This window comes from Oceanibaculum sp. (assembly GCF_022449305.1).
Taxonomy (GTDB): Bacteria; Pseudomonadota; Alphaproteobacteria; order Oceanibaculales; family Oceanibaculaceae; genus Oceanibaculum; species Oceanibaculum indicum.
Genome location: NZ_JAKUSO010000027.1, coordinates 1 through 20,827, shown reverse-complemented (window position 1 = coordinate 20,827; position 20,827 = coordinate 1). Strand labels below are relative to the sequence as shown.

The 20,827-nt window shown below is 65.8% G+C and carries 19 protein-coding genes; 5 read left to right on the top strand and 14 right to left on the bottom strand.

Annotated elements, in window-relative coordinates:
- The first annotated feature begins 60 nt into the window (after positions 1-60).
- Positions 61-540: a bacterioferritin gene (bfr, locus tag MK313_RS09990; protein WP_008943729.1), complete on the top strand. Its 480-nt coding sequence runs from the start codon at positions 61-63 to the stop codon at positions 538-540.
- A gap of 32 nt (positions 541-572) precedes the next feature.
- Positions 573-1,352, top strand: a complete 780-nt coding sequence (locus MK313_RS09985) for an SDR family NAD(P)-dependent oxidoreductase (protein WP_287781274.1) — start codon at positions 573-575, stop codon at positions 1,350-1,352.
- A 15-nt stretch (positions 1,353-1,367) separates the two neighbouring features.
- Here the strand turns inward: MK313_RS09985 and MK313_RS09980 are convergent, their stop codons facing one another.
- From MK313_RS09980 to MK313_RS09955, 6 genes are all read right to left on the bottom strand, one after another.
- Entirely contained in the window at positions 1,368-1,760 is a 393-nt protein-coding gene (locus MK313_RS09980; RefSeq protein WP_121221705.1) for a type II toxin-antitoxin system VapC family toxin, read from the bottom strand.
- Complete coding sequence (locus tag MK313_RS09975; RefSeq protein ID WP_220660280.1) at positions 1,757-1,978, bottom strand: FitA-like ribbon-helix-helix domain-containing protein; 222 nt, start codon at positions 1,976-1,978, stop codon at positions 1,757-1,759. The genes MK313_RS09980 and MK313_RS09975 overlap by 4 nt, the downstream gene beginning before the upstream one ends.
- Before the next feature lie 80 nt (positions 1,979-2,058).
- Entirely contained in the window at positions 2,059-2,526 is a 468-nt protein-coding gene (locus tag MK313_RS09970) for a VOC family protein (protein WP_287781270.1), read from the bottom strand.
- 45 nt (positions 2,527-2,571) lie between these two features.
- On the bottom strand, positions 2,572-3,363 hold the full coding sequence (locus tag MK313_RS09965) for a shikimate dehydrogenase family protein (protein WP_287781268.1): 792 nt from the start codon (positions 3,361-3,363) through the stop codon (positions 2,572-2,574).
- Positions 3,363-4,271: a 3-keto-5-aminohexanoate cleavage protein gene (locus MK313_RS09960; protein WP_287781266.1), complete on the bottom strand. Its 909-nt coding sequence runs from the start codon at positions 4,269-4,271 to the stop codon at positions 3,363-3,365. The genes MK313_RS09965 and MK313_RS09960 overlap by 1 nt, the downstream gene beginning before the upstream one ends.
- 234 nt (positions 4,272-4,505) lie before the next feature.
- Entirely contained in the window at positions 4,506-5,459 is a 954-nt protein-coding gene (locus MK313_RS09955) for a 3-hydroxyacyl-CoA dehydrogenase (RefSeq protein ID WP_287781264.1), read from the bottom strand.
- Between the two features lie 127 nt (positions 5,460-5,586).
- Between MK313_RS09955 and MK313_RS09950 the strand changes: the two genes are divergently transcribed.
- On the top strand, positions 5,587-6,351 hold the full coding sequence (locus MK313_RS09950; protein WP_287781262.1) for an SDR family oxidoreductase: 765 nt from the start codon (positions 5,587-5,589) through the stop codon (positions 6,349-6,351).
- Positions 6,352-6,360: 9 nt separating this feature from the next.
- Here MK313_RS09950 and MK313_RS09945 read toward each other — a convergent pair whose 3' ends face one another.
- The gene (locus MK313_RS09945) at positions 6,361-7,122 is read right to left on the bottom strand and encodes an SDR family NAD(P)-dependent oxidoreductase (protein ID WP_287781261.1); all 762 of its coding nucleotides are present in this window, start codon (positions 7,120-7,122) and stop codon (positions 6,361-6,363) included.
- A 297-nt stretch (positions 7,123-7,419) separates the two neighbouring features.
- On the opposite strand from MK313_RS09945, the gene polA reads away from it, so the two are divergent.
- A complete protein-coding gene (gene polA, locus MK313_RS09940) occupies positions 7,420-10,236 on the top strand; it encodes a DNA polymerase I (RefSeq protein WP_287781260.1) in 2,817 nt (938 codons plus the stop codon).
- 10 nt (positions 10,237-10,246) lie between these two features.
- On the opposite strand, the gene MK313_RS09935 is transcribed toward polA, so the two are convergent.
- From MK313_RS09935 to MK313_RS09920, 4 genes are all read right to left on the bottom strand, one after another.
- Entirely contained in the window at positions 10,247-11,410 is a 1,164-nt protein-coding gene (locus tag MK313_RS09935) for an MFS transporter (protein ID WP_287781258.1), read from the bottom strand.
- 3 nt (positions 11,411-11,413) lie between these two features.
- A complete protein-coding gene (locus MK313_RS09930) occupies positions 11,414-11,761 on the bottom strand; it encodes an AzlD domain-containing protein (RefSeq protein WP_121221690.1) in 348 nt (115 codons plus the stop codon).
- On the bottom strand, positions 11,754-12,536 hold the full coding sequence (locus MK313_RS09925) for an AzlC family ABC transporter permease (RefSeq protein WP_121221688.1): 783 nt from the start codon (positions 12,534-12,536) through the stop codon (positions 11,754-11,756). The genes MK313_RS09930 and MK313_RS09925 overlap by 8 nt, the downstream gene beginning before the upstream one ends.
- 85 nt (positions 12,537-12,621) lie before the next feature.
- Positions 12,622-13,350 (bottom strand): hypothetical protein, encoded by a 729-nt coding sequence (locus tag MK313_RS09920; RefSeq protein ID WP_287781254.1) that lies wholly within the window; start codon positions 13,348-13,350, stop codon positions 12,622-12,624.
- Between the two features lie 200 nt (positions 13,351-13,550).
- On the opposite strand from MK313_RS09920, the gene MK313_RS09915 reads away from it, so the two are divergent.
- Positions 13,551-14,588 carry a Fe(3+) ABC transporter substrate-binding protein gene (locus MK313_RS09915; RefSeq protein ID WP_008943715.1) on the top strand — a complete coding sequence of 346 codons (1,038 nt, stop codon included), beginning with the start codon at positions 13,551-13,553 and terminating at the stop codon, positions 14,586-14,588.
- A gap of 64 nt (positions 14,589-14,652) precedes the next feature.
- Here MK313_RS09915 and MK313_RS09910 read toward each other — a convergent pair whose 3' ends face one another.
- From MK313_RS09910 to MK313_RS09900, 3 genes are all read right to left on the bottom strand, one after another.
- On the bottom strand, positions 14,653-16,362 hold the full coding sequence (locus MK313_RS09910; protein ID WP_287781252.1) for an ABC transporter permease: 1,710 nt from the start codon (positions 16,360-16,362) through the stop codon (positions 14,653-14,655).
- Between the two features lie 140 nt (positions 16,363-16,502).
- Positions 16,503-17,576, bottom strand: a complete 1,074-nt coding sequence (locus MK313_RS09905; RefSeq protein ID WP_287781250.1) for a tartrate dehydrogenase — start codon at positions 17,574-17,576, stop codon at positions 16,503-16,505.
- Positions 17,577-17,749: 173 nt separating this feature from the next.
- Positions 17,750-20,827 (bottom strand): beta strand repeat-containing protein (locus MK313_RS09900; RefSeq protein WP_287781248.1); only part of this gene is annotated, 3,078 nt, incomplete at its 5' end.

The window sequence follows — 20,827 nt, the reverse complement described above, 5'->3', positions numbered from 1 at the left end:
GAGGCGGCCTGTTCGTGTATGATCTTCCTCTGCCGCATCACCAAACGCAAGAGGGCCGCCATGAAGGGCGACAAGAAGGTCATCCAGCATCTGAACAAGATCCTGTTCAACGAGCTGACGGCGATCAACCAGTACTTCCTGCATTCGCGTATGCTGCGCAACTGGGGGATGGAGTACCTCGCGAAGAAGGAATACGAGGAATCCATCGACGAGATGAAGCATGCCGATGCGCTGATCGAACGGATTCTGTTCCTCGAAGGGCTGCCCAACCTGCAGGATCTCGGCAAGCTGCTGATCGGCGAGGATGTGAAAGAAGTCCTCGAATGCGACCTGAAGCTGGAGCTGGCCGGCGTGCCCGACCTGCGCGACGCGATCAAGCATTGCGAGGAGGTGCGCGACTATGTCAGCCGCGAGCTGCTGGTCGATATCCTGGAGAGCGAGGAGGAGCATATCGACTTCCTCGAAACCCATCTGGAACTGATCGGCCGCATGGGCATCCAGAATTACGTGCAGCTCCACACCAAGCCGGCAGAGGATTGATCTTCGCCGATTAGCGCCGCATTCTTGGCGCCATGATCGATTTCACCGACAAGATTGTTCTCATCACGGGCGGGGCAAGCGGTATCGGGCTCGCCACCGCCCGCGCCTTTTCCGGGGCCGGCGCGACGGTTGCCATCGGTGACCTCTCGGGCAGCGCGGCGGAGTCTGCTGCGGCCAGCTTAGGCGCGGACCATATGGGCCTTGCGCTGGACGTCACCGACGAGAACAGCGGCGAGGCTTTCGTCGCCGCCGTGGAGAAACAACACGGTCGGATCGACGTGCTGGTGAACTGCGCCGGCATCTCCGACAGCTTCACCCCGACGCTGGAGCAGCCGCTGGAGCAGTTCCGGCGGCTCATCGACATCCACCTGACCGGCACCTATGCGATGTGCCGCCACGCGGCGAAGCCGATGCTGGCACGGGGGGCGGGCGCCATCGTGAATATCGGCTCCATCGCCAGCTGGACCGCATTGCCACGCCGCAACGGCTATACGGCGGCCAAGACGGGCACGCTGGGCCTGACCCGCGCGCTGGCCTGCGAGTGGGCACAAGGTGGCGTACGGGTGAACGCCGTCACGCCGGGCTATATCCTTACCCCCTTCGTCGAGAAGCTGATCGCCGAGGGCAAGCTGGACCAGAAGGTGCTGGCGCGCCGCTGCCCGTCCGGCCGGCTCGGCACGCCGGAGGATGTGGCGAAGGCGATCCTGTTCCTCGCCTCCGACATGGCCGGCTACATCACCGGCGCCGCCCTGCCGGTCGATGGCGGCTGGATCGCCTATGGCGCGCCGGGCGACGCGGCGGCGGTGGAGTAGGCAATAGCCAGGAAGCTATATCAGCTCAATACGCGCCCGTACCCCGGCAGCATTCGTCAAACGCTGGTCGCGTGTCAGCAACGGGGCGTCCAGAGCCTCGGCGAGGGCGACATACGCCGCATCATAGGCAGTCAGATTGTTCCGCAGCTCCCAGATGCGCGGCAGCAGGAAATCGTGCGGGTATCTCTGTATCGGGAAATCCGCGAGATCGACCAAGGCGAGACGCCCCCTCTCATGGTCGATGTGGCCGCCGGCAGCGAATCGCCGGATTACCTGGGCAGTTTCGACATCCAGCAGATGCGGCGCATGAAAGGTTTCGCCTGGTGCAAAAAGCCTAGCCTCGGCAGCAGCCGCCTCCGGCGTACGCAGAACCACGTCGAGCAGAACGGAGGCATCGACGACAATCACGCACGGTCGCGCTCTGCGCGCAGCGCTTCAGCCGGCGTTACGGGAAGCGCAGTTTCCGGCCGGCTACGCATCCGTTCCCGCAACTCATCAAGCGTTGGACGTTCCGCCACATGCCTGAGTTCACTAAGCAAATAGTCGGAAAGCGACATGCCGGCCAGCGCCGCCCGGGACTTGAGGCGACGATGCAGCGTGTCCGGCACATTACGAATCTGAATCATCGTTCCCATGGCTTAAGCATGGGTGCATGTGCATCACATGTCAATAAGCCCGAATATACTTCGGGTTAAGGAGCTAAGCCCTACTTCACGTCCGGGCGGTAGGCCTTCACATCGTCATACTGCACGAACTCGACGACATTGCCGTCCGGGTCCTCGCAGAAGACGAGGAAAGTGCCGGGCCGCACCTCGACCTTGTCCTCGCCGGACAGGATGTTGATCTCCGCCTTTTTCAGCTTCTTCACGACCGCATCCAGGTCGGAGACGATGAAGGTCATGTAGGCCATGCCGTAGCGGTCCAGCACGAAGGCGCTGATGGTCGGCGCCTCCGCCGGGGTCTGCGGCTGCAGCAGCTTGATCCGTTCGCCATAGGGGGTCTGCAGGCGCACCACGCGATAGCCGGCGGTGGACAGGCCGGCGCTCTTGGCCTTGTCGGTCGGCACCGACACATCGCCCACCGGCTCGCAGCCCAGCAGCTTGGTATAGAATGGCAGCAGCCGGTCGATATCCGGCGTGCAGATACCGATTTCGAGCGGAACGACCTGCTTCATGGAACCCGGTCCCTGTGACTATGCGTTGTTGGCTACTGCCCCCAGTCACTTTCCTACGCGCAGGAAATCGGCGAGAAGCAGGATCTGCTGGTCCAGCATGTGCCGCCCGTAATGCACCGGACAGCCACGCTGTTTGGCTGCTTGTAGCAAAGGCGTCTCCACCGGGTCCATGATGATTTCAGCGACCAGCATGTCCGGCGTGAGCCTTGACACATCCATCGGCAGCGCATCGCCCGGCTTCAGCCCAAGCGAGGTGGAATTGACGATGGTGTCGTGCCCCGCCGGATCGTCGCTGCCGGCACGGACATCGACCTTCGGATAGGCCGATTTCACGGCGGCGGCTAGTTCCTCCGCCTTCACCATGGTGCGGTTCTGGATCGTCAGCCTCTCGCAGCCCTCCGCAGCCAGCTCGAAGGCAATCGCCCGCGCCGCCCCGCCGGCACCCAGCAGCAGGATGCGCTTGCCGGTCACCTCGAAGCCCTGATGGCGCATGCCGGCAACGAAGCCCTTGCCGTCGAACATGTCGCCGATCAGTCGCCCGTCGGGGTCGCGCCTCAGCGCATTGATCGCCCCGATCAGCCGGCCTGCCGTGCCCAGCTCGTCGCACAGTTTCGCGATCTCCAGCTTGTGCGGCACGGTGATGACGATGCCGCCGAAATTCTCGGTGGCGCGCAACCCGTCGGCCCAGGCCTTCAGCTTCTCCGGCTTCACATGGAAGGGCACCATGACGGCATCGACGCCGCGCTCGGCGAACAGCGGGTTGAACAGCATCGGCGCGCGCACATGGCCGATCGGGTCGGCGATGATGCCGTAGAGTTTTGTCTTGCCCGTGATCATCAGAAATTCACCTGGTCGCCGCCCTTGAGGTCCAGCATCTGGCGCGCCTCGGCGGGCGTGGCGATCTCCAGCGACAGCTCTTCCAGAATACGACGGATCTTCGCCACCTGCTCGGCATTGTTCTCGGCCAGCTTGCCCTTGCCGGCATAGATCGAATCCTCCAGCCCGACACGCACATTGCCGCCCATGATGGCGCCCATGGTGCACAGCGACATCTGGTGCCGGCCGGCAGCCAGGATCGACCACTGATAGGCATCGCCGAACAGCTTGTCGGCAATCTCGCGCATATGCATCAGGTTCTTATGGTCAGCGCCGATGCCGCCCAGAATGCCGAAGATGGTCTGCACGAAGAAGGGCGGCTTCACCAGCCCGCGATCCACGAAGTGGGCGAGGTTATAGAGATGCCCGACATCGTAGCACTCGAACTCGAAGCGCGTGCCGCAGCCGATATCCTTGAAGGTTTTGCGGAAGATCGCGTCGCGGCTGGCCTCCAGATGATCGGCCTCCCACTGGTGCTTGAAGCTCGGATAGCGGTCCAGCATCGGGAACAAGCCGAAATTCATCGAGCCCATGTTCAGCGAGCACATTTCCGGCTTGGCCTGCAGCGGCCCGGCGAGGCGCTCCTGCACGCTCATGCCCTGGCCGCCGCCGGTGGTGATGTTCACCACCGCATCGGTCGATTGCTTGATGCGCGGCAGGAACTCCATGAACACCTTCGGGTCCGGTGTCGGGCGTCCGTCCTTGGGGTCGCGGGCATGCAGATGCAGGATCGAGGCCCCCGCCTCCCACGCGCCGCTGGCGTTCTCGGCGCTCTCGTCCGGCGTGATCGGCAGATGCGGCGTCATCGTCGGCGTATGGATCGAGCCGGTGACGGCGCAGGTAATGATGACTTTCCTGGCGTTGGCCATTGTTCCCGTTTCCCTCTTTCCCTGTATCAATAACGGTTTGGCAAACCGTTGCGTTATGGCGGAGATATCTTTCCTGTCCGCAGCAACCTCCCCAGACCGTCACCCCCGGCCTTGTGCCGGGGGTCCAGGCTTCAGCCCGCTGGATCGTCGGTCGAGTAAGCTGACCCCTGGATTCCCCAGGCGCCCATGGGGACAAGCCCGGGAATGACGAATGGAAAAATAGCGCCGCTCCTCCTACTCCCCTATCTTCTTCGCCGCCTCGCGCTTGTGGGCGACCAGCGCCATCAGCCGGCGGTCGCGCCAGCCCTGCCGTTCGCCCAGCCTGTCGGCGGGCAGCGCCTGCCGGCGCTCGCCTTCCAGCACGTCGGACAGTGCCTTGTCCCAGCGCCGGGGCTGCGCCTGTTCATGCTGCATGTCCCAGTACATCGGGGCATAGCGCGCGATATAGTCGGCCACGCCGGCAGGCGCGTTCAGGTCGATGGTCTCGAACGGCCCCATGAAGGACCAGCGCAGGCCGAGGCCGTCCTTGATCGTCTTGTCCACATCCTCGGTGCTGGCATAGCCATCGGCGACCAGCTTGAAGGCCTCGGCCAGCAGGGCGCCCTGCAGCCGGTTCAGGATGAAGCCGGGAATCTCCTTCTTCACCAGGATCGGCACCATGCCCGCCTGCTCGTACAGAGCGCGGGCGCGCGCCACCACATCGGGATCGGTCCAGGGAGCCGGCGACAGCTCGACGATGGGCACCAGATGCGGCGGGTTGGCCGGATGCGCCACCAGGCAGCGCGCCCGGCCCGCGAGATTTTCCGTGAAGAGCGAGGCGCGGATGTTGGAGGAGGATGAGGCAAGGATGGCGGCGGGATCGGCGAGGCGGTCCATCGCGGCGAAGATTTCCTGCTTCGCCTCCTCCGTCTCCTTCACATTTTCCTGTACGAAGACCGCGCCCTCCAGCGCCTCCTCCAGCGTCGCGGCGGTCGATATCCGCGCCTTCGCGGCGGCCGGGTCGTCCAGCAACCCGCTCTCGTGCAGTTCCTTCAGCGCGCCGTCGATCAGCCCGAGGGCGGCATCCAGCGCCGGCTTGCTGACATCGTGAAGCTTCACCTTGTGCCCGGCCCGCGCGAAGCAGATCGACCAGGCCCGCCCGATCAGCCCGCTGCCGATGACGGCAATCGTCCCCTTTTCTCCTCCCATCGCGCTCGCTTTCTCCACTTGTGGGTTGGCGCTTACGGGGGCGATGCTAAACCGATAGAACGACGCTGTACAACAGCACTCCATGCAGGGCCGGCAAGCCCTGCTGGAAGGGCGCAAGGGAGGGGAAATGGGCAGTCACAAGAACCGCACCGTGCTGGTGACGGGGGCGGCGCGCGGTATAGGCTTCGCCATCGCGGAAGCCTTCGCCGCGCAGGGCGCGAAAGTCGCGCTGGTCGATCTCGGAAAGGAGGATGTCACGGCGGCTGCCGGAAAGCTGGCGGCGGCAGGTACCACCGCCATAGGGCTGGCCGGCGATGTCGGCGACTTTGAGGCGATGCGGGAAGCCGTCACCGAGATCGAGGGCGCGCTCGACCCCGTCGATATCCTGGTAAACAATGCCGGCATCTCGCCCAAGCATGAGGGCCGCCGCCATGAGGTCTGGGAGATGGACCCGGAGGAATGGCGCCGCGTGCTGGATGTGAACCTGACCGGCTGCTTCAACCTCACCCGGCTGGTGACGCCCGGCATGAAGCAGCGCGGGCGCGGCAGCATCGTCAACATGGCCTCGGTCGCCGGGAAATCCTATTGCGACTTCGTCGGCGTCCATTACTCCACCACCAAGGCCGGGGTGATCGGTTTCACCCGGCATCTGGCGGGGGAGCTTGGCCCCTATGGCATCACCGTGAATGCCATCGCGCCGGGCCGCATCGATACGCCGCTGATGCGCGGCGTCAACCCGGCGGTGAACGAGGCCATTGCCGGCGAGACGGCGCTGCGCCGCCTCGGCCAGCCCTCGGAGGTCGCCGACATGGCGCTGTTCCTCACCTCCGATCAGGCCCGCTTCGTCACCGGCCAGACCGTCGATGTCGCCGGCGGCTGGCTGATGACGTAGCGCTGAAAATCAGCGCGGGGCGAGGCGTACCGCGCCGTCGAGGCGGATGGTCTCGCCATTCAGCATGATGTTGTTGCAGATCGCCAGCACCAGATCGGCATATTCCTCGGCCGTGCCCAGGCGCTGCGGGAAGGGCGTGGACTTGCCCAGGCTCTCCTGCACCTCGGCCGGCAGGCTGGCCATCATCGGCGTCTGGAACAGGCCGGGGGCAATCGCCATCACGCGGATGCCGCTGCGCGCCAGGTCGCGCGCCGCCGGCAGCACCAGCCCGGCGATGCCACCCTTGGAGGCGGAATAGGCCGCCTGGCCGATCTGCCCGTCATAGGCCGCAACCGAGGAGGTCATGGTGATGACACCCCGCTCGCCATCCGCCAACGGCTCCAGCTTCGCCATCTCGGCGGCGGTCAGGCGGATCATGTTGTAGGTGCCGATCAGGTTCACCTCGATCACCTTGCGGAAGGTGTCGAGGTCGGACGGGCCGTCCTTGCCGACGATGCGCGCTCCGCGCACGATACCGGCGCAATTCACCACGATGCGCGGCGCGCCCAGCCTGGCGACCACTTCCGCCACCGCCTTCTCGCCGGCCTCCGCGCTGGAGACGTCGCAGCCGATGCCGATGCCGCCGATCTCGGCGGCGACCTTAGCCGCACTTTCGGCATTCACATCCAGCACCGCGACCTTCGCGCCCTCTTTCGCCAGCAGCCGCGCGGTCGCCGCGCCCAGACCGGAACCGCCGCCGGTCACCAGCGCCACATGCCCCTTGGGATGCATCGCTCCCCTCCTCCCTGATTGAATGATGGCCGTTCATAGCAGATCGCGAAAGGCGGCGCGACGTCTCAACCTGTCATTGCCGGGCTTGACCCGGCAATCCAGGGGCCACGGTCTGAGACGTTTCAGGCAGAGCACCGCCTCTGGATGCCCAAGACGCCCATGGGATCAAGTCCGGGCATGACAGAATGGTTTGACAACAACCGTTGATCCCGACAAACGCCGTACGCCTTGCTTGCAGTGATTAGCGGACTAAAGTTGAGGACGCTTCTTCCGCCAGACTGAAAGCCGGCCGGCCCCATGACCGATGCATCGACAGACGCCACGCCCGACATTCTCTCGCCCGAGGTGGTGAAGAACACGCTCTACCTGATCGACGGGTCGGGCTACATCTTCCGCGCCTATCACGCGCTGCCGCCGATGAACCGGGGCGACGGCACGCCGGTGAACGCGGTGTTCGGCTTCACCGCCATGCTGATGAAGCTGGTGGAGGAGATCGACGCGCAGCATCTGGCGGTGATCTTCGATTCGGCACGCGAGACCTTCCGCAACGAGATTTACCCCGCCTACAAGGCGCAGCGCCCGGAACCGCCGGAGGATCTGCGCCCCCAGTTCGCGATCATCCGCGACGCGGTGCGGGCCTTCAACGTGCCGTCCATCGAGATGCCGGGCTTCGAGGCGGACGACCTTATCGCCACCTACGCGAAGGAGGCGCGCGCGAAGGGGATGGATGTCGTCATCGTCTCCTCCGACAAGGATCTCATGCAGCTGGTGCGCGACGGTGTCACCATGCTGGACCCGATCAAGAACCGGCCCATCGGCCCGGACGAGGTGATGGAGAAATTCGGCGTCGCCCCGGACAAGGTGGTGGATGTGCAGTCGCTGGCTGGCGATTCGGTCGATAACGTGCCGGGCGTGCCGGGCATCGGCGTGAAGACGGCAGCGCAGCTCATCACCGACTATGGCGACCTGGAAACGCTGCTGGCGCGCGCCACGGAAATCAAGCAGCCCAAGCGCCGCGAAAGCCTGATCGAGTATGCCGAGCAGGCCCGCATCTCCCGCGAGCTGGTGAAGCTGCGCGACGACGTGCCGCTGGAAGTGAGCGTCGATCAGCTGGAGGTGAAGGACCCGGAGCACGCCACCCTGCTGTCCTTCTTCGAGGAGAATAACTTCAAGCGGCTGGTCGCCCGGCTGCAGGCGCTGGAAGTGCAGGAGGGCGAGGCCCCGTCCAGCCTCGGCATGGCCGCCGAGATCGCCCCGTCGGAGACCGCCTATGAAACCGTGGTCGAGGAGGCCGACCTGAAGCGCTGGATCGCCGCCGCTATGGAGGCCGGCACGGTCGCGGTCGATACCGAGACCACCTCGCTGAATGCCATGTCGGCGAAGCTGGTCGGCATCTCGCTGTCGGTCGAGGCGGGCAAGGCCTGCTACATCCCAGTCGGGCACGGGGCCGGCGATGGCGCGGATCAGGGCAATCTGCTGGACGCCCCCACCGAGCGGCCGAAGCAGATCGACAAGAAGCGCGCGCTGGAGCTGCTGAAGCCGATGCTGGAGGATTCGTCGGTCCTGAAGGTCGGCCATAACATGAAATATGACTGGCTGATCTTCCGCCGCCACGGCATCGAGGTGGCGCCGGTGGATGACAGCATGCTGATCTCCTACGTGCTGGAAGGCGGGCTGCACGGCCACGGCATGGACGAGCTGGCGGAGCTGCATCTCGACCACAAGACCATCCCCTTCAAGGAGGTCGCGGGCAGCGGCAAGGACCAGGTGACCTTCGACAAGGTGCCGCTGGACAAGGCAACCGAGTATGCCGCCGAGGATGCCGACATCACCGGGCGGCTGCACCGGCTGCTGAAGCCGCGCCTGCGCGAATCGCATGTGCTGACGCTGTACGAGACGGTGGAACGCCCGCTGGTGCCGATCATCGGCGAGATGGAACGCGCCGGCATCAAGGTGGACCGCGAGGTGCTGGCCGACCTGTCGAAGGATTTCGCGCGCCGCATGGGCGAATACGAGCTGGACATCTACAAGCTGGCGGGCCGCGAGTTCAACATCGGCTCGCCCAAGCAGCTGGGCGAGATCCTGTTCGACGAGCTGGGACTGCAGGGCGGCAAGAAGGGCAAGACCGGCGCCTATGCTACCGGCGCCGAGGTGCTGGAGGCACTGGCCACGCAGCACGACCTGCCGGCGAAAATCCTGGAATGGCGCCAGCTTGCCAAGCTGAAATCCACCTATGCCGACACGCTGGTCGAGCAGATAAACCCGGAGACGGGGCGTGTGCACACCGCCTTCGCCATGGCGGCAACCAGTACAGGGCGCCTTTCCTCCTCCGATCCGAACGTGCAGAACATCCCGGTCCGCACCGAGGAAGGGCGGCGCATCCGCCGCGCCTTCGTCGCCGAGAAGGGGCACAGGCTGCTGTCGGTCGATTACTCGCAGATCGAGCTGCGCATCGTCGCCGATATCGGCGGCATCGAGGCGCTGCGCCAGGCCTTCCGTGATGGCATCGACATTCACGCCATGACCGCCAGCCAGGTGTTCGGCGTGCCGCTCGACCAGATGGACCCGATGACGCGGCGCAAGGCCAAGGCGATCAATTTCGGCATCATCTACGGCATCTCGGGCTTCGGCTTGGCCCGCCAGCTTGGCGTCGAGCAGGGCGAGGCGGCAGCCTATATCCGCGCCTATTTCGAGCGCTATCCGGGCATCCGCGACTATATGGACCGGGCCAAGGCGGAGGCGAAGAAGCAGGGTTACGTCACCACCCTGTTCGGCCGGCGCTGCCACGTGCCCGGCATCACCGACAAGAACCCGGCCCGGCGCGCCTTCGCCGAACGCCAGGCGATCAACGCGCCGATCCAGGGCACGGCGGCCGACATCATCAAGCGCGCGATGATCCGCCTTCCCGCCGCACTGGAGAAGGCCAGTCTCAAGGCCCGCATGCTGCTGCAGGTGCATGACGAACTGCTGTTCGAGGTACCGGAGGCGGAGATCGAGAAGACCTCGGCGCTGGTGCGCGAAGTCATGGAGGGTGCCACCCGCCCGGTGCTGGAGCTGTCCGTGCCGCTGGTCGCCGAGGCCGGTGTCGGCGACGATTGGGAGGCTGCGCACTAACCGGCGCGGGTCAGTCGGCCTCCTTCAGCAACGCCCTGCCGTCCCAGCGGCGGCGCAGGGCGAGCGCCGCCAGCAGCGCCAGCAGCGACAGCACGACCGACAGGTAGAAAGCACCGCCGCCGGTCTGGCCATAGAGCCAGCCGGACAGCGGCATTGCCATGCCGAAGGCCACGCCCGACACCATACCGGCATAGAGGCTCTGCGCCGTCGCCGACAGGTTGTCCGGCACGGCACGGGTCAGGAAGGCCATCGCCGCCAGATGCGCCGCACCGAAGGTAACGGCGTGCAGCAACTGCACGATGGCCAGCACCCACAGCGCCGTCGTCTCCGCCGACACGCCCCAGCGCAGCAGGCCCGCCGCGCCGGCCAGTGCCAGCAGTGCCGCCGGGCCGATGCGGGCGGTCACCCGCGCACCGACCGCGAACAGCAGGATCTCGGCAATCACCCCCTCGGCCCAGAGCAGCCCGATCACCGTCTCCGACAGGCCGCTGGCCCGCCAGTGCAGGGCGGAGAAGCCGTAATAGACGGCATGGCTCGCCTGCGCCGCCGAGGCCGCCAGCAGGAACAGGAGGAATGACGGATGCCGCGCCAGTGCCAGCGCCGCCCCCTTGCGCGGTGCCGCCATGCGGCCGGCATCAGCCGGCAGGCTCAGCGTGGTGAGGAAGGTGGCAATCGCGGCAGCCACCACAAGCACATGGATGACGCCTGCCCCATAGAGGCCAATCAGCCAGCCGGCGATCACCGTGATGACCATGAAGGTGATCGAGCCCCACAGCCGCACCCGCCCGTAATCGATGCGCCCGGCGCGGGCCTGCCGCAGGGTGATGCTCTCGCCCAGCGGCATCATCGGCGAGAACACCGCGCCGACCAGCAGCGACAGCAGGAGGAAGGCGGCAAAGCCACCGACCAGCCCGAAGGCAGCCAGCGTCAGCGTGCTGGCAACGCCGAGGCCGATCACCACCAGCTTCGTCCGCCCGGTACGGTCGGCGATGCGGGCGAAGAACAGGTTGGCGACGATCTTCACGATGGAGCCGACGGCCAGCAGCACGCCAATCTCCGTCGGGTTCATCTCGCGGTGGGCAAGCCAGACCGGCCAGAACGGCAGATAGATGCCGGCCACCGTGAAATAAGCGCCATAGAAAGCCGCCATGCGCAACGCAAGCGCCGAGGGCATCGGCTACTCCAGGCCAAAGATGGCGGTGAGCGCGATCAGCGTTCCCACACCGGCGATGCAGCCGGCGAACACGTTGCGCCGCACCAGGAAGAAGGCCGCCAGCGCCGCCGCCGTGCCGGCGATGCGGAAGACCAGCGGCGCTTCCTGCAGAACGCCGACCGGCATCAGGATCATCCGTGCGATCAGCGCCGCCAGCAGCCCGTAGGCGATGCAGCCGACCCACTGGAACACCTGGCTGTCCACGGAGATGCGGCCGGCCAGCGCCACGCCGAACACGCGGATGCCATAGGTGACGAGACCGCCCGCCAGGACCACGAAATAGGGCCAGTATGTGCTGAGCGCCTCAGCCATGGCTGCCCTTCCCGCTGCCCTTCCGCGGCAGCCAGCGGTCGATATAGAAGCCCAGCGTGCCGGCGCCGAGGCCAGCGATCATAAGCCCCCAGTCGGCATCGATCTGGAACAGCAGCGGCCCGGCGGCAACGCCGATCAGAAGCGACAGCACGCGCGAACGCTGGCCCAGATCGCCCATGAACATCAGCATGAAATAGATCGGGTTCAGGAACACCAGCCCCAGCGACACCTGCATCGGCACCGTGGCAGAGAGCAGATAGCCCGTCGCCGTGCCGATCATGGAGGCCGCCCACACCATGGCCCCGAAGCCCAGGAAATAGGACAGCCGCTCCTCCGGCGGCAGGGAGGGTGCGCGCCGCATGGTGAACACCCAGGCCGTCACCGCGCAGAAATGCGCCGCCAGGTAATAGCGCCAACTGGCCCGCCCCGGCACGCGCAGCACCGGCGTCAGCGTTACCGCCATCGGCAGCAGGCGCATGTTGGTCATCGCCACGGCAAGGCAGATGGCGAACAGCGAACTGCCCAGCGCCATCAGCTCGATCAGCACCACCTGACCGGGCAGCGCCCAGCCGGTCATGGTGGAGAACAATCCAAGGGTCAGGCTGTAGCCGCTTTCGCGCACCAGTGAGCCGAAGCCCAGATAGGAGGCCCCCAGCACCAGCGCCGGCAAGCCGAGCGCATCGATGGCGCCGCCCCGGAAGGCACGCGCACCAGAGCCGAAGGGCCGGTACTGGGTTTCCGCCGCAGCGGAACTATCGGAAGATGAATCAGGCACGAGGGATGCGATAGCGCAAAAGCCCTATCCTGTCGAACCCCTCCCGCTGCATGCCCCGGATGCGCGACCTTTCAGATTCACAAGCCTAATCGAACAGCCCGGTCTTCAGACCGTTCTCGCCAACCTGCACCTGCCAGGGCGGCGAGCCGTGCACGCCCGGCGCCAGGCGCGACTTCTGCTGGGCGCTGAGGAACGGGGCGAGATTCAGTTCGCGCGGCGGGTTCACCGCCACTTGCCGCGTCAGCGGGTCCATCGCGAAGAGCGGCGCATCGAAGCGGATGGCCTCAAAGGACGGCATGTCGCGGCGATAGGCGTTGAAGCGGAAGGCGCCATCCCGGCAGGCGCTGACAATCCAGTAGAAATCGTCGGAGCGCAGGAAGGTCCCGCGCGGCGCCGGCTGGTCGAAGCCGCTGGCCGTCAGCGCCGACCGCAGGGCATTGATTTCCGCCGTGCCGACCATCACCTCCGCCTCCTCGCCGCGCCAGGGACGCAGCGGATCGACCACCGACAGCCTGTCGAGATCGCCATTGGTGAGGACATGGGATTCGAGCCGCCCCGCACCGGACGGACCGACGATGATGTCATAGGTCCGGATCTGCTCTTCCGCGCGGGCGTTATAGACGAAGCGGTAGCGCTCCGGCGATCCGGGCTGGCATGTGGTGCGCAGATCGTCACCGCCCAGATAGCTGAACCAGGTGAGGCTGCGGCGCAGCGGATTGTCCGTCGGGCCGGTCGAGGCACAGCCCGCCAGCCCCACCAGCAGGGTGATCACGAAAATGTGAACGGTATTAGAGAACCGGAACCGGCGCTGCATGCTGCCTCCATCCCCCTGCTGTCGAACGGAAAATCCGTGCCGTCATTTTCTGAGATGGGAATGCGCCGGAATGAGGGCAATGACAGAAATCGAGAACGCAAGTGAATAGCGCTTGCACTGGTATTTGCTGCGCCTTTATAGGGTAGTGAAAGTCACTCGCAAACTGCGGGTGACAGACGAGACGTTAGGAGGTCTGCCACATGCGTACTCTCTTCCACAAGCTGGCGCTGGGCGCCGGCGTCGGCATCGTTGCGCTGGGAACCGGGTTCGTTCCGTCCATGGCGCAGGCCGCCGAGGTGAATGTCTATTCCGCGCGGCATTACGATACCGACGATGCGCTGTACCAGAACTTCACCAAGCAGACCGGCATCAAGGTCAATCTGATCGAGGCGAAGGCCGACCAGCTGATCGAGCGCATCAAGGCCGAGGGCCAGAACAGCCCGGCCGACCTGCTGATCACCGTCGATGCCGGTCGCCTGGTCCGTGCCGAGGAAGCCGGCGTGCTGCAGCCGATCAAGTCCGAGGTGCTGGAGAAGGCGATCCCCGCCAATCTGCGCGACCCGCAGGGCCACTGGTTCGGCCTGTCCACGCGCGCCCGCGTCATCATCTACGCCAAGGACCGGGTGAAGCCGACGGATATCAGCACCTATGAGGATCTGGCTGACCCGAAATGGAAGGGCAAGCTGGCGATCCGCTCCTCTACCAACATCTATAACCAGTCGCTGGTCGGCTCGATGCTGGCCGCGCACGGCCCGGAAAAGACGCTGGAATGGTCGAAGGGTGTCGTCGCCAACCTGGCGCGCGCGCCGAAGGGCGGCGACCGCGACCAGATCCGCGCCGTGGCGGCAGGTGAAGCCGACATCGCGGTCTCGAACACCTACTATCTGGGCCAGATGATCAACGGCAAGCCTGAGGATCAGGAAGCTGCTTCCAAGGTTGGCGTGATCTTCCCGAACCAGGACGGTCGCGGTACCCATGTGAACATCAGCGGCGCCGGTGTCGTGAAGACCGCGCCAAACAAGGAAAACGCCATCAAGTTCCTGGAGTACCTGACCACGGCGGAAGCCCAGCAGTACTTCGCCGAGGGCAATTACGAGTACCCCGCGGTCCCGGGTGTGGCCTGGAACGACACGCTGAAGAGCTGGGGCGAGTTCAAGCAGGACAAGCTGAACGCCGATGTCTTCGCGATGAACAACACCAAGGCGCTGCAGATCACCGATCAGGCCGGCTGGAAGTAACCTACCATCCTTGCGGTACCGGAAAGGGCGTGTCCTCAGGGACGCGCCCTTTTCTTTTGTCTTCCTACCGCTGTCCGGGCCGGGAGCGGGCGATCATCAGGCTGAGCAGGATGACAGGCACCATGCCGACCAGCACGATGGCGAGCGACCCGGTGGAGGCCTGCTCCAGCCGCTCGTCCGAGGCCAGATTATAGACCCGGATCGCCAGCGTATCGAAATTGAACGGCCGGATGATCAGGGTCGCCGGCAGTTCCTTCATCACATCGACGAAGACGATCAGACCGGCGGTCAGCACGCTGCCGCTGATCATCGGCACATGCACCTGCCAGATCGTGCGCCCCGGCCCCTTGCCCAGCGTACGCGCAGCCTGGTCCATGCTGGGCGTCACCTTGGCCAGCCCCGCATCCACCGCATTCAGCGACACCGCCAGGAAGCGCACCACATAGGCATAGAGCAGGGCCGCGATGGTGCCGCTCAGCAGCAGGCCGGTCGAAAGGCCGAAGGAGGAGCGCATCCAGCCATCCAGCGCATTATCAAAGGTCGCCAGCGGAATCAGGATGCCGACCGCGATGACCGACCCCGGCACGGCATAGCCCAGTGCGGCCACCCGCGCCGCACCGCGCACCAACGGCGAGGGCTTCAGGCGCTGGCCATAGGCGATCAGCAGCGACAGCATGACCGCCAGCACCGCCGCCAGGCCGGCAACGACGAAGCTGTTCACGGCATAGCCGATGAAGCGGCTGCCGAAATAGGGGTCGCCGACCGACAGATGCATCTCCAGCAGCACGGCGGCCGGCAGCACGGCGCCCAGCAGGATCGGCAGGGCACAGGCCAGCATCGCCAGCGCCGCTTTCCAGCCGCGCAAGGACACCGGCGAGATATGGGTGTAACGGCCCGAGGTGTGGTGATAGCGCGCCTCGCCACGCGACAGCCGCTCCAGCAGCAGCAGCCCCAGCACCAGCGCCAGCAGCACCGCCGACAGCTGCGCCGCCGCCACCCGGTCGCCCAGCCCGAACCAGGTGCGGTAAATGCCGGTGGTGAAGGTGTTCACCGCGAAATACTGCACCGTGGCGAAATCGGCCATGGTCTCCATCAGCGCCAGCGTGACGCCGCCGATGATCGCCGGCCGTGCCAGCGGAATCGCCACGCGGAAGAAGCTGCGCCACGGCCCGCAGCCCAGCGTGCGGCTGACCTCCAGCACGCAGATCGACTGCGACAGGAAGGCGGCCCGCGCCAGCAGGTAGACATAGGGGTAGAGCACCAGCGCGAACATCGCGATGGCGCCCTCGATGGAATAGACCTCCGGAAACCAGTAATCGCCATAGCGCCAGCCGGTCATCTCGCGCAGCGCCACCTGCGCCGGCCCGCCGGACTGCAGCAGGTAGGTATAGACATAGGCCAGCACATAGGCGGGAAAGGCCAGCGGCAGCAGCAGAAGCCACTCGAACAGCCGTCCGCCGGGGAAGCGGCACATGGTGACCAGCCAGGCCGTGCCGACGCCGATCACCGCGACGCCGGCGCCGACGCCCAGCAGCAGCACCAGCGTGTTGCGCACATAATCCCACAGCACGGTATCGGCGAGATGCCGCCAGACATCGCCGGCCGGCTGGAACACATGCCCGCCGACCACGAGAACCGGCACCGCCACCAGCAGCGCGATCACGACCGAGATCACCGGCCATACCGACAGGCTACCGCGCAGCCGTCCCGTGCGGCCCTGCGGCGCAAGGGTGCTGGTGGGGACGATCCGGTCCGGCGCGATGCCTTCTGTCACTTGCGGTTGTCCTGGAAAGACGGGACGGCAGGCCGATGCCTGCCCTACCCCTGCCGAATAGCACCCGCCGCGACGAAAGTGCAAGTCATTGGCATTCCGAGTGACCAAGTGTCACAGAAAAGAAGGAAAGCTACTCCTTCTCAGGCATTCGCCCCGCGGATCGCGCCAATCACCGCGTCGGTGACCTCCCGCGTGGTGGCCTTGCCGCCGACATCCGGCGTCAGGATGCCGGCCGCGCAGACCTGCTCCACCGCTGTCATCAACCGCGCGGCGGCAGCGCCTTCACCCAGATGCTCCAGCATCTGTGCTGCGGTCCAGAAGGTGGCGACCGGGTTGGCGATGCCCTTGCCGGTGATGTCGAAGGCGGAGCCGTGGATCGGCTCGAACATGGAGGGGAAGCGCCGCTCCGGGTCGATGTTCGCGGTCGGCGCCACGCCCAGGCTGCCGGCCAGCGCGCCCGCCAGATCGGACAATATGTCGGCATGCAGATTGGTGGCGACGATGGTGTCCAGGCTCTGCGGCTTCAGCGTCATGCGCACGGTCATCGCATCGACCAGCATCTTGTCCCAGGTCACGTCCGGGAATTCCTTCGCCACTTCGGCGGCGATCTCATCCCACATCACCATGCCGTGGCGCTGCGCGTTCGACTTGGTCACCACGGTCAGCAGCTTGCGCGGCCGTGCCTGAGCCAGCTTGAAAGCATAGCGCATGATACGGGTCACACCGACGCGCGTGAAGATGGCAACCTCCGTGCCGACCTCTTCCGGCAGGCCCTTGTGCGCCCGCCCGCCATGGCCGGAATATTCGCCTTCCGAATTCTCGCGCACGATCACCCAGTCCAGATCCCCCGGCCCGGCATTGCGCAGCGGCGAGGCGATGCCCGGCAGGATGCGCGTCGGGCGAACATTGGCGTACTGGTCGAAGCCCTGGCAGATCGGCAGGCGCAGCCCCCACAGGGTGATGTGATCCGGCACGTCAGGCGCGCCGACCGCGCCGAAATAGATTGCGTCGAACGGCTTCAGCCGGTCCAGCCCGTCCGCCGGCATCATCACGCCATGCTTCTTGTAATAGTCCGAACCCCAGTCGAAATTCTCGACGGCGAGCGCGAAATCGCCCGCGCGCTGCGCCAGCGCCTGCAGCACCGCAACACCGGCCTCGATGACTTCCGGCCCGATGCCATCGGCGGGAATGGCGGCGATTTTGTACTGGCGCATGTCTGGTTGCTCCCTCTGGCGTCGTTCTGTGCGAACGCTCTTAGCCCCTTTCGCCGGTTCAGGGAAGGGCGCGGAACTACAGGCAGGCTTTCTGCAAAAGAAAATCCCCGCCTCCGGCAAGGAGGCGGGGATCGTCTTTCGTCGCTTCGTGTAACCAGCCTTACGGAAACCGCTTAGACGATGTTGTCGCCGTCGAAGCCGGCGACGCTGTTATTTACCGTACCCAGCAGACGGTAGTCGGACTGGTCGTTCGTCGCGGCGCCGTCGGCTTCCGTATAGGCATAGATGCCGAACTGGGTGCCGGCGCCATTGCCGACGATGAAGATATGCACATCGCCCGCCCCGAAGCCCGCCGCATTGCCGCTGAAATTGCCGATGGCGGCGATGACGTTGCCCGTATTGGTCAGGTCAGCAGCGGTGGCGTTATTGATGAAGATGACCGTGTTGGTGCCCGTCGCGGAGCCGGAGGCAACCGATTCGAACGAGGCCTGGCCGGCAACCACATTCTGGATGTTCGTGATGTTGGTGAAGTCGAGCCGGTCCACCGCCCCGGCCGCGCCGCTGGCAGTGAAGCTGCTGATGCTATCACCGTTCGCGAACACACCGCCGGCACCCACGGCACCGCCCTGGTCCACACCCGTATAGACGAAGGTGTCGACGCCGGTGTCGCCATTCATATCATCGATCCCGGCACCACCGATGATGGTGTCATTGCCATCGCCGCCGCTTATCGAATCATTCCCGGTGCCGCCGTCAATACTGTCATTGCCGTCGCCGCCGCTCAGCGTATCGTTGTCGCCAAGGCCGGTAATGGTGTCGTTGCCCGCACCGCCGCTGAGGTTGTCGGCGCCTGCGGTACCTGTGATGGTCTGGTTGACGATGAGGGCGGTGGTGCCGGTGTTGCTGCTGCCGTTTGTGAGTGTGTTGTTGGCGGTGGAGAGTGTGGCGGTGGAGAGGTCAATCAGGCCGGTGAGCTTGATCGCGCGGTCGGTGTTGGCCACGAAGGTGGCGCCGGCCGAGAGGTCCTGCACGACATAGGTGTTCCCCTCGAACTGGAACCAGCGGACGATGCCGTTGGTGCCGCCATTGCCGGCCGCCGCCGCGTTCATATAGTCGGTCAGCGTCGAGCCGCCGCCCAGGCTGACCGCCGCGCTGTTGAAGGTCTCCGTGCCCTTGTTGGCGAAGGACAGCGCATCGCCCGCCGCGAAGTCCGTCACCGTCGCGAAGGTCAGCACCGCCGCATTCGCCGTCAGCTCCACCAGGTCATTGCCCGCCCCGGTGGTGATCACATCGGCACCGGCCCCGCTGGAGATATAGTCGCTGCCATCGCCGCTGCTGATCGTGTCGTCGCCGGCCCCGCCGAGCAGCGAGTCCGCCGCGGTGCCGCCGGTGATCACATCGGCCTGGGCCGAGCCGGTGAGGGTCAGCTTGCCGGTGAAGGCAGACGCATCCACCTTCGAGCCGGTCGCCGTGCCGGCAATGGCGTTGGTGATCGTCAGATCCTTCGAGCCGGTGATGGTGATTACCGAGTTGTCGGCATTGGCCAGCGTGGTGATCACGTTCGCCGCCCCCGTGCCGGTACCGGTCGACACCAGCGACACGCTGGTCGCCCCCGACAGCGTCAGGTTGGTCAGCGTCTTCGCCGCCGTCGCAGAGCCCGCATCCAGCGTGATCGCGGTGCTGATCTCGCCCACCTTGTTGCCGATCGACACCGTGCCGGTGTTGCCCGCGCTGTTATCGACGGTATAGGTCGTGGTCGACAGCGAGTTGGTCGCCGTCAGCGTGGCATTGCCGCTGGTCTTGAAGTTGGCGATGCCATTGGTGATGAACCCGACATCGACCTGGTTGTTGCCGGTGGTCACGACCAGGCTCTCGAAGTTCACCGCATCATTCACGCCGGCCGCAGCAGACTTGGAGGTCAGCGTCGCCGCCGTCGACAGGGCCAGCGCATCGCTGCCCGCCCCGCCATCCAGCGCGTCCGCCGTGGTCAGGTCGGCAACCGCCGCCGTCACCTGGTCCGACCCCGAGCCGCCCTTGAAGGTCAGGGTCGAGCCGGCCTCGCCGGTATAGGCAACGCCGCCGCTGTTGGCCGAGGCATCGACTGTCACCGTCGCCGCCAGGTCGGAGCCGGAGATCGTCGCCTTGCCCGCGCCCGAGACATTCACCGTCTTGGCCGCCGAGGCCGCCAGCGAGGTGACCGACAGGGTGGCGCCCGAGCCCGCCGTCAGGTTCACCGTGGTGGCCGTCGCCGGACCGGTCAGCGTGGCGATCTTGCTGGCCGCCGTGTCGGTGGTGACGTTCAGCGTGGTCGCCGCCGCCCCGGTGATGGTCAGGTTCTGCGCCGTCGCGTTGCTGTAGCCCGACAGCTCCAGGTTCAGCGTCGTGTCGGTGGTGCTGGCCGCCCAGGTCAGCGCGCCACCCGCACTGCCATTGTTCAGCGTCGCCAGGTCCAGCGTCACGCCATTATAGCCGGTCGTGGTGATCGACTTGCCGCCGGTCGCATTCACCTGGTCGACCTGCACCCGGGTGACGCCCGAGGGCGCGCTCGCCGTGCCCAGATTGATGTCGTTGTTGCCCGGGGTGACGTAGTTCAGCACCTCGATATTCTTCGTACCGGCCGGGAAGTTGCCCGGCGTGCCATAGAGCTTCAGCGTGTCGGTGCCCGCACCGCCATCGATCTGGTCGGCCGCGTTCACCGTGGTCGTGCCGGTGAACTCGCCGATGATGGTGTCATTGCCCTCGCCGCCGGTGATCACGTCGGTCGCCGTCGTCAGCGTCAGCGTCTGCCCCGCGACCGGCGCCTGGTCCACCGTAGCGGTGGTCACGACATTGGCCGTGCTCAGCGTGGTCAGGCCGCTGCCCTTCACGGTGATGGTCGCCCCCGCGATCGTGAAGGATACGCCGCCCTCGACCGTGGTCTGCCCCGCCAGCGCGGTGGTGATGTCGGCATCGCTCGCCCCCTCGATGGCGACACGGTCGCTGCCGGCCACGAAGTCGGTGATGGTCGGCGTCTTCAGCGCGCCGGGGAAGTTGGCATCCGCGCCGCGCAGCACGAACACGTCCGCCCCCGAGCCGCCGGTCAGCGTGTCCTGGCCAAGCCCGGAATACAGCGTGTCGTCGCCATCGCCGCCAACGATCGAATCGAAGCCCTTGCCGCCGCGCAGCACGTCATTGCCCGCACCGGCTTCCAGCGAGACGGCATTCATACCGCCCTCCAGAACGTCAGTGCCGCCAGGCACGTAGAGCAAGTC

Excerpts from the sequence above, each read along its gene's own strand:
- MK313_RS09915 (WP_008943715.1), top strand. The coding sequence starts at position 13,551 with ATGCGTACTCTCTTCCACAAGCTGGCGCTGGGCGCCGGCGTCGGCATC.
- MK313_RS09975 (WP_220660280.1), bottom strand. The coding sequence starts at position 1,978 with ATGATTCAGATTCGTAATGTGCCGGACACGCTGCATCGTCGCCTCAAG.
- bfr (WP_008943729.1), top strand. The coding sequence starts at position 61 with ATGAAGGGCGACAAGAAGGTCATCCAGCATCTGAACAAGATCCTGTTC.
- MK313_RS09985 (WP_287781274.1), top strand. The coding sequence starts at position 573 with ATGATCGATTTCACCGACAAGATTGTTCTCATCACGGGCGGGGCAAGC.
- MK313_RS09970 (WP_287781270.1), bottom strand. The coding sequence starts at position 2,526 with ATGAAGCAGGTCGTTCCGCTCGAAATCGGTATCTGCACGCCGGATATC.
- MK313_RS09965 (WP_287781268.1), bottom strand. The coding sequence starts at position 3,363 with ATGATCACGGGCAAGACAAAACTCTACGGCATCATCGCCGACCCGATC.
- MK313_RS09930 (WP_121221690.1), bottom strand. The coding sequence starts at position 11,761 with ATGGCTGAGGCGCTCAGCACATACTGGCCCTATTTCGTGGTCCTGGCG.
- MK313_RS09920 (WP_287781254.1), bottom strand. The coding sequence starts at position 13,350 with ATGCAGCGCCGGTTCCGGTTCTCTAATACCGTTCACATTTTCGTGATC.
- MK313_RS09960 (WP_287781266.1), bottom strand. The coding sequence starts at position 4,271 with ATGGCCAACGCCAGGAAAGTCATCATTACCTGCGCCGTCACCGGCTCG.
- MK313_RS09905 (WP_287781250.1), bottom strand. The coding sequence starts at position 17,576 with ATGCGCCAGTACAAAATCGCCGCCATTCCCGCCGATGGCATCGGGCCG.
- MK313_RS09950 (WP_287781262.1), top strand. The coding sequence starts at position 5,587 with ATGGGCAGTCACAAGAACCGCACCGTGCTGGTGACGGGGGCGGCGCGC.
- MK313_RS09935 (WP_287781258.1), bottom strand. The coding sequence starts at position 11,410 with ATGCCCTCGGCGCTTGCGTTGCGCATGGCGGCTTTCTATGGCGCTTAT.
- MK313_RS09955 (WP_287781264.1), bottom strand. The coding sequence starts at position 5,459 with ATGGGAGGAGAAAAGGGGACGATTGCCGTCATCGGCAGCGGGCTGATC.
- polA (WP_287781260.1), top strand. The coding sequence starts at position 7,420 with ATGACCGATGCATCGACAGACGCCACGCCCGACATTCTCTCGCCCGAG.
- MK313_RS09945 (WP_287781261.1), bottom strand. The coding sequence starts at position 7,122 with ATGCATCCCAAGGGGCATGTGGCGCTGGTGACCGGCGGCGGTTCCGGT.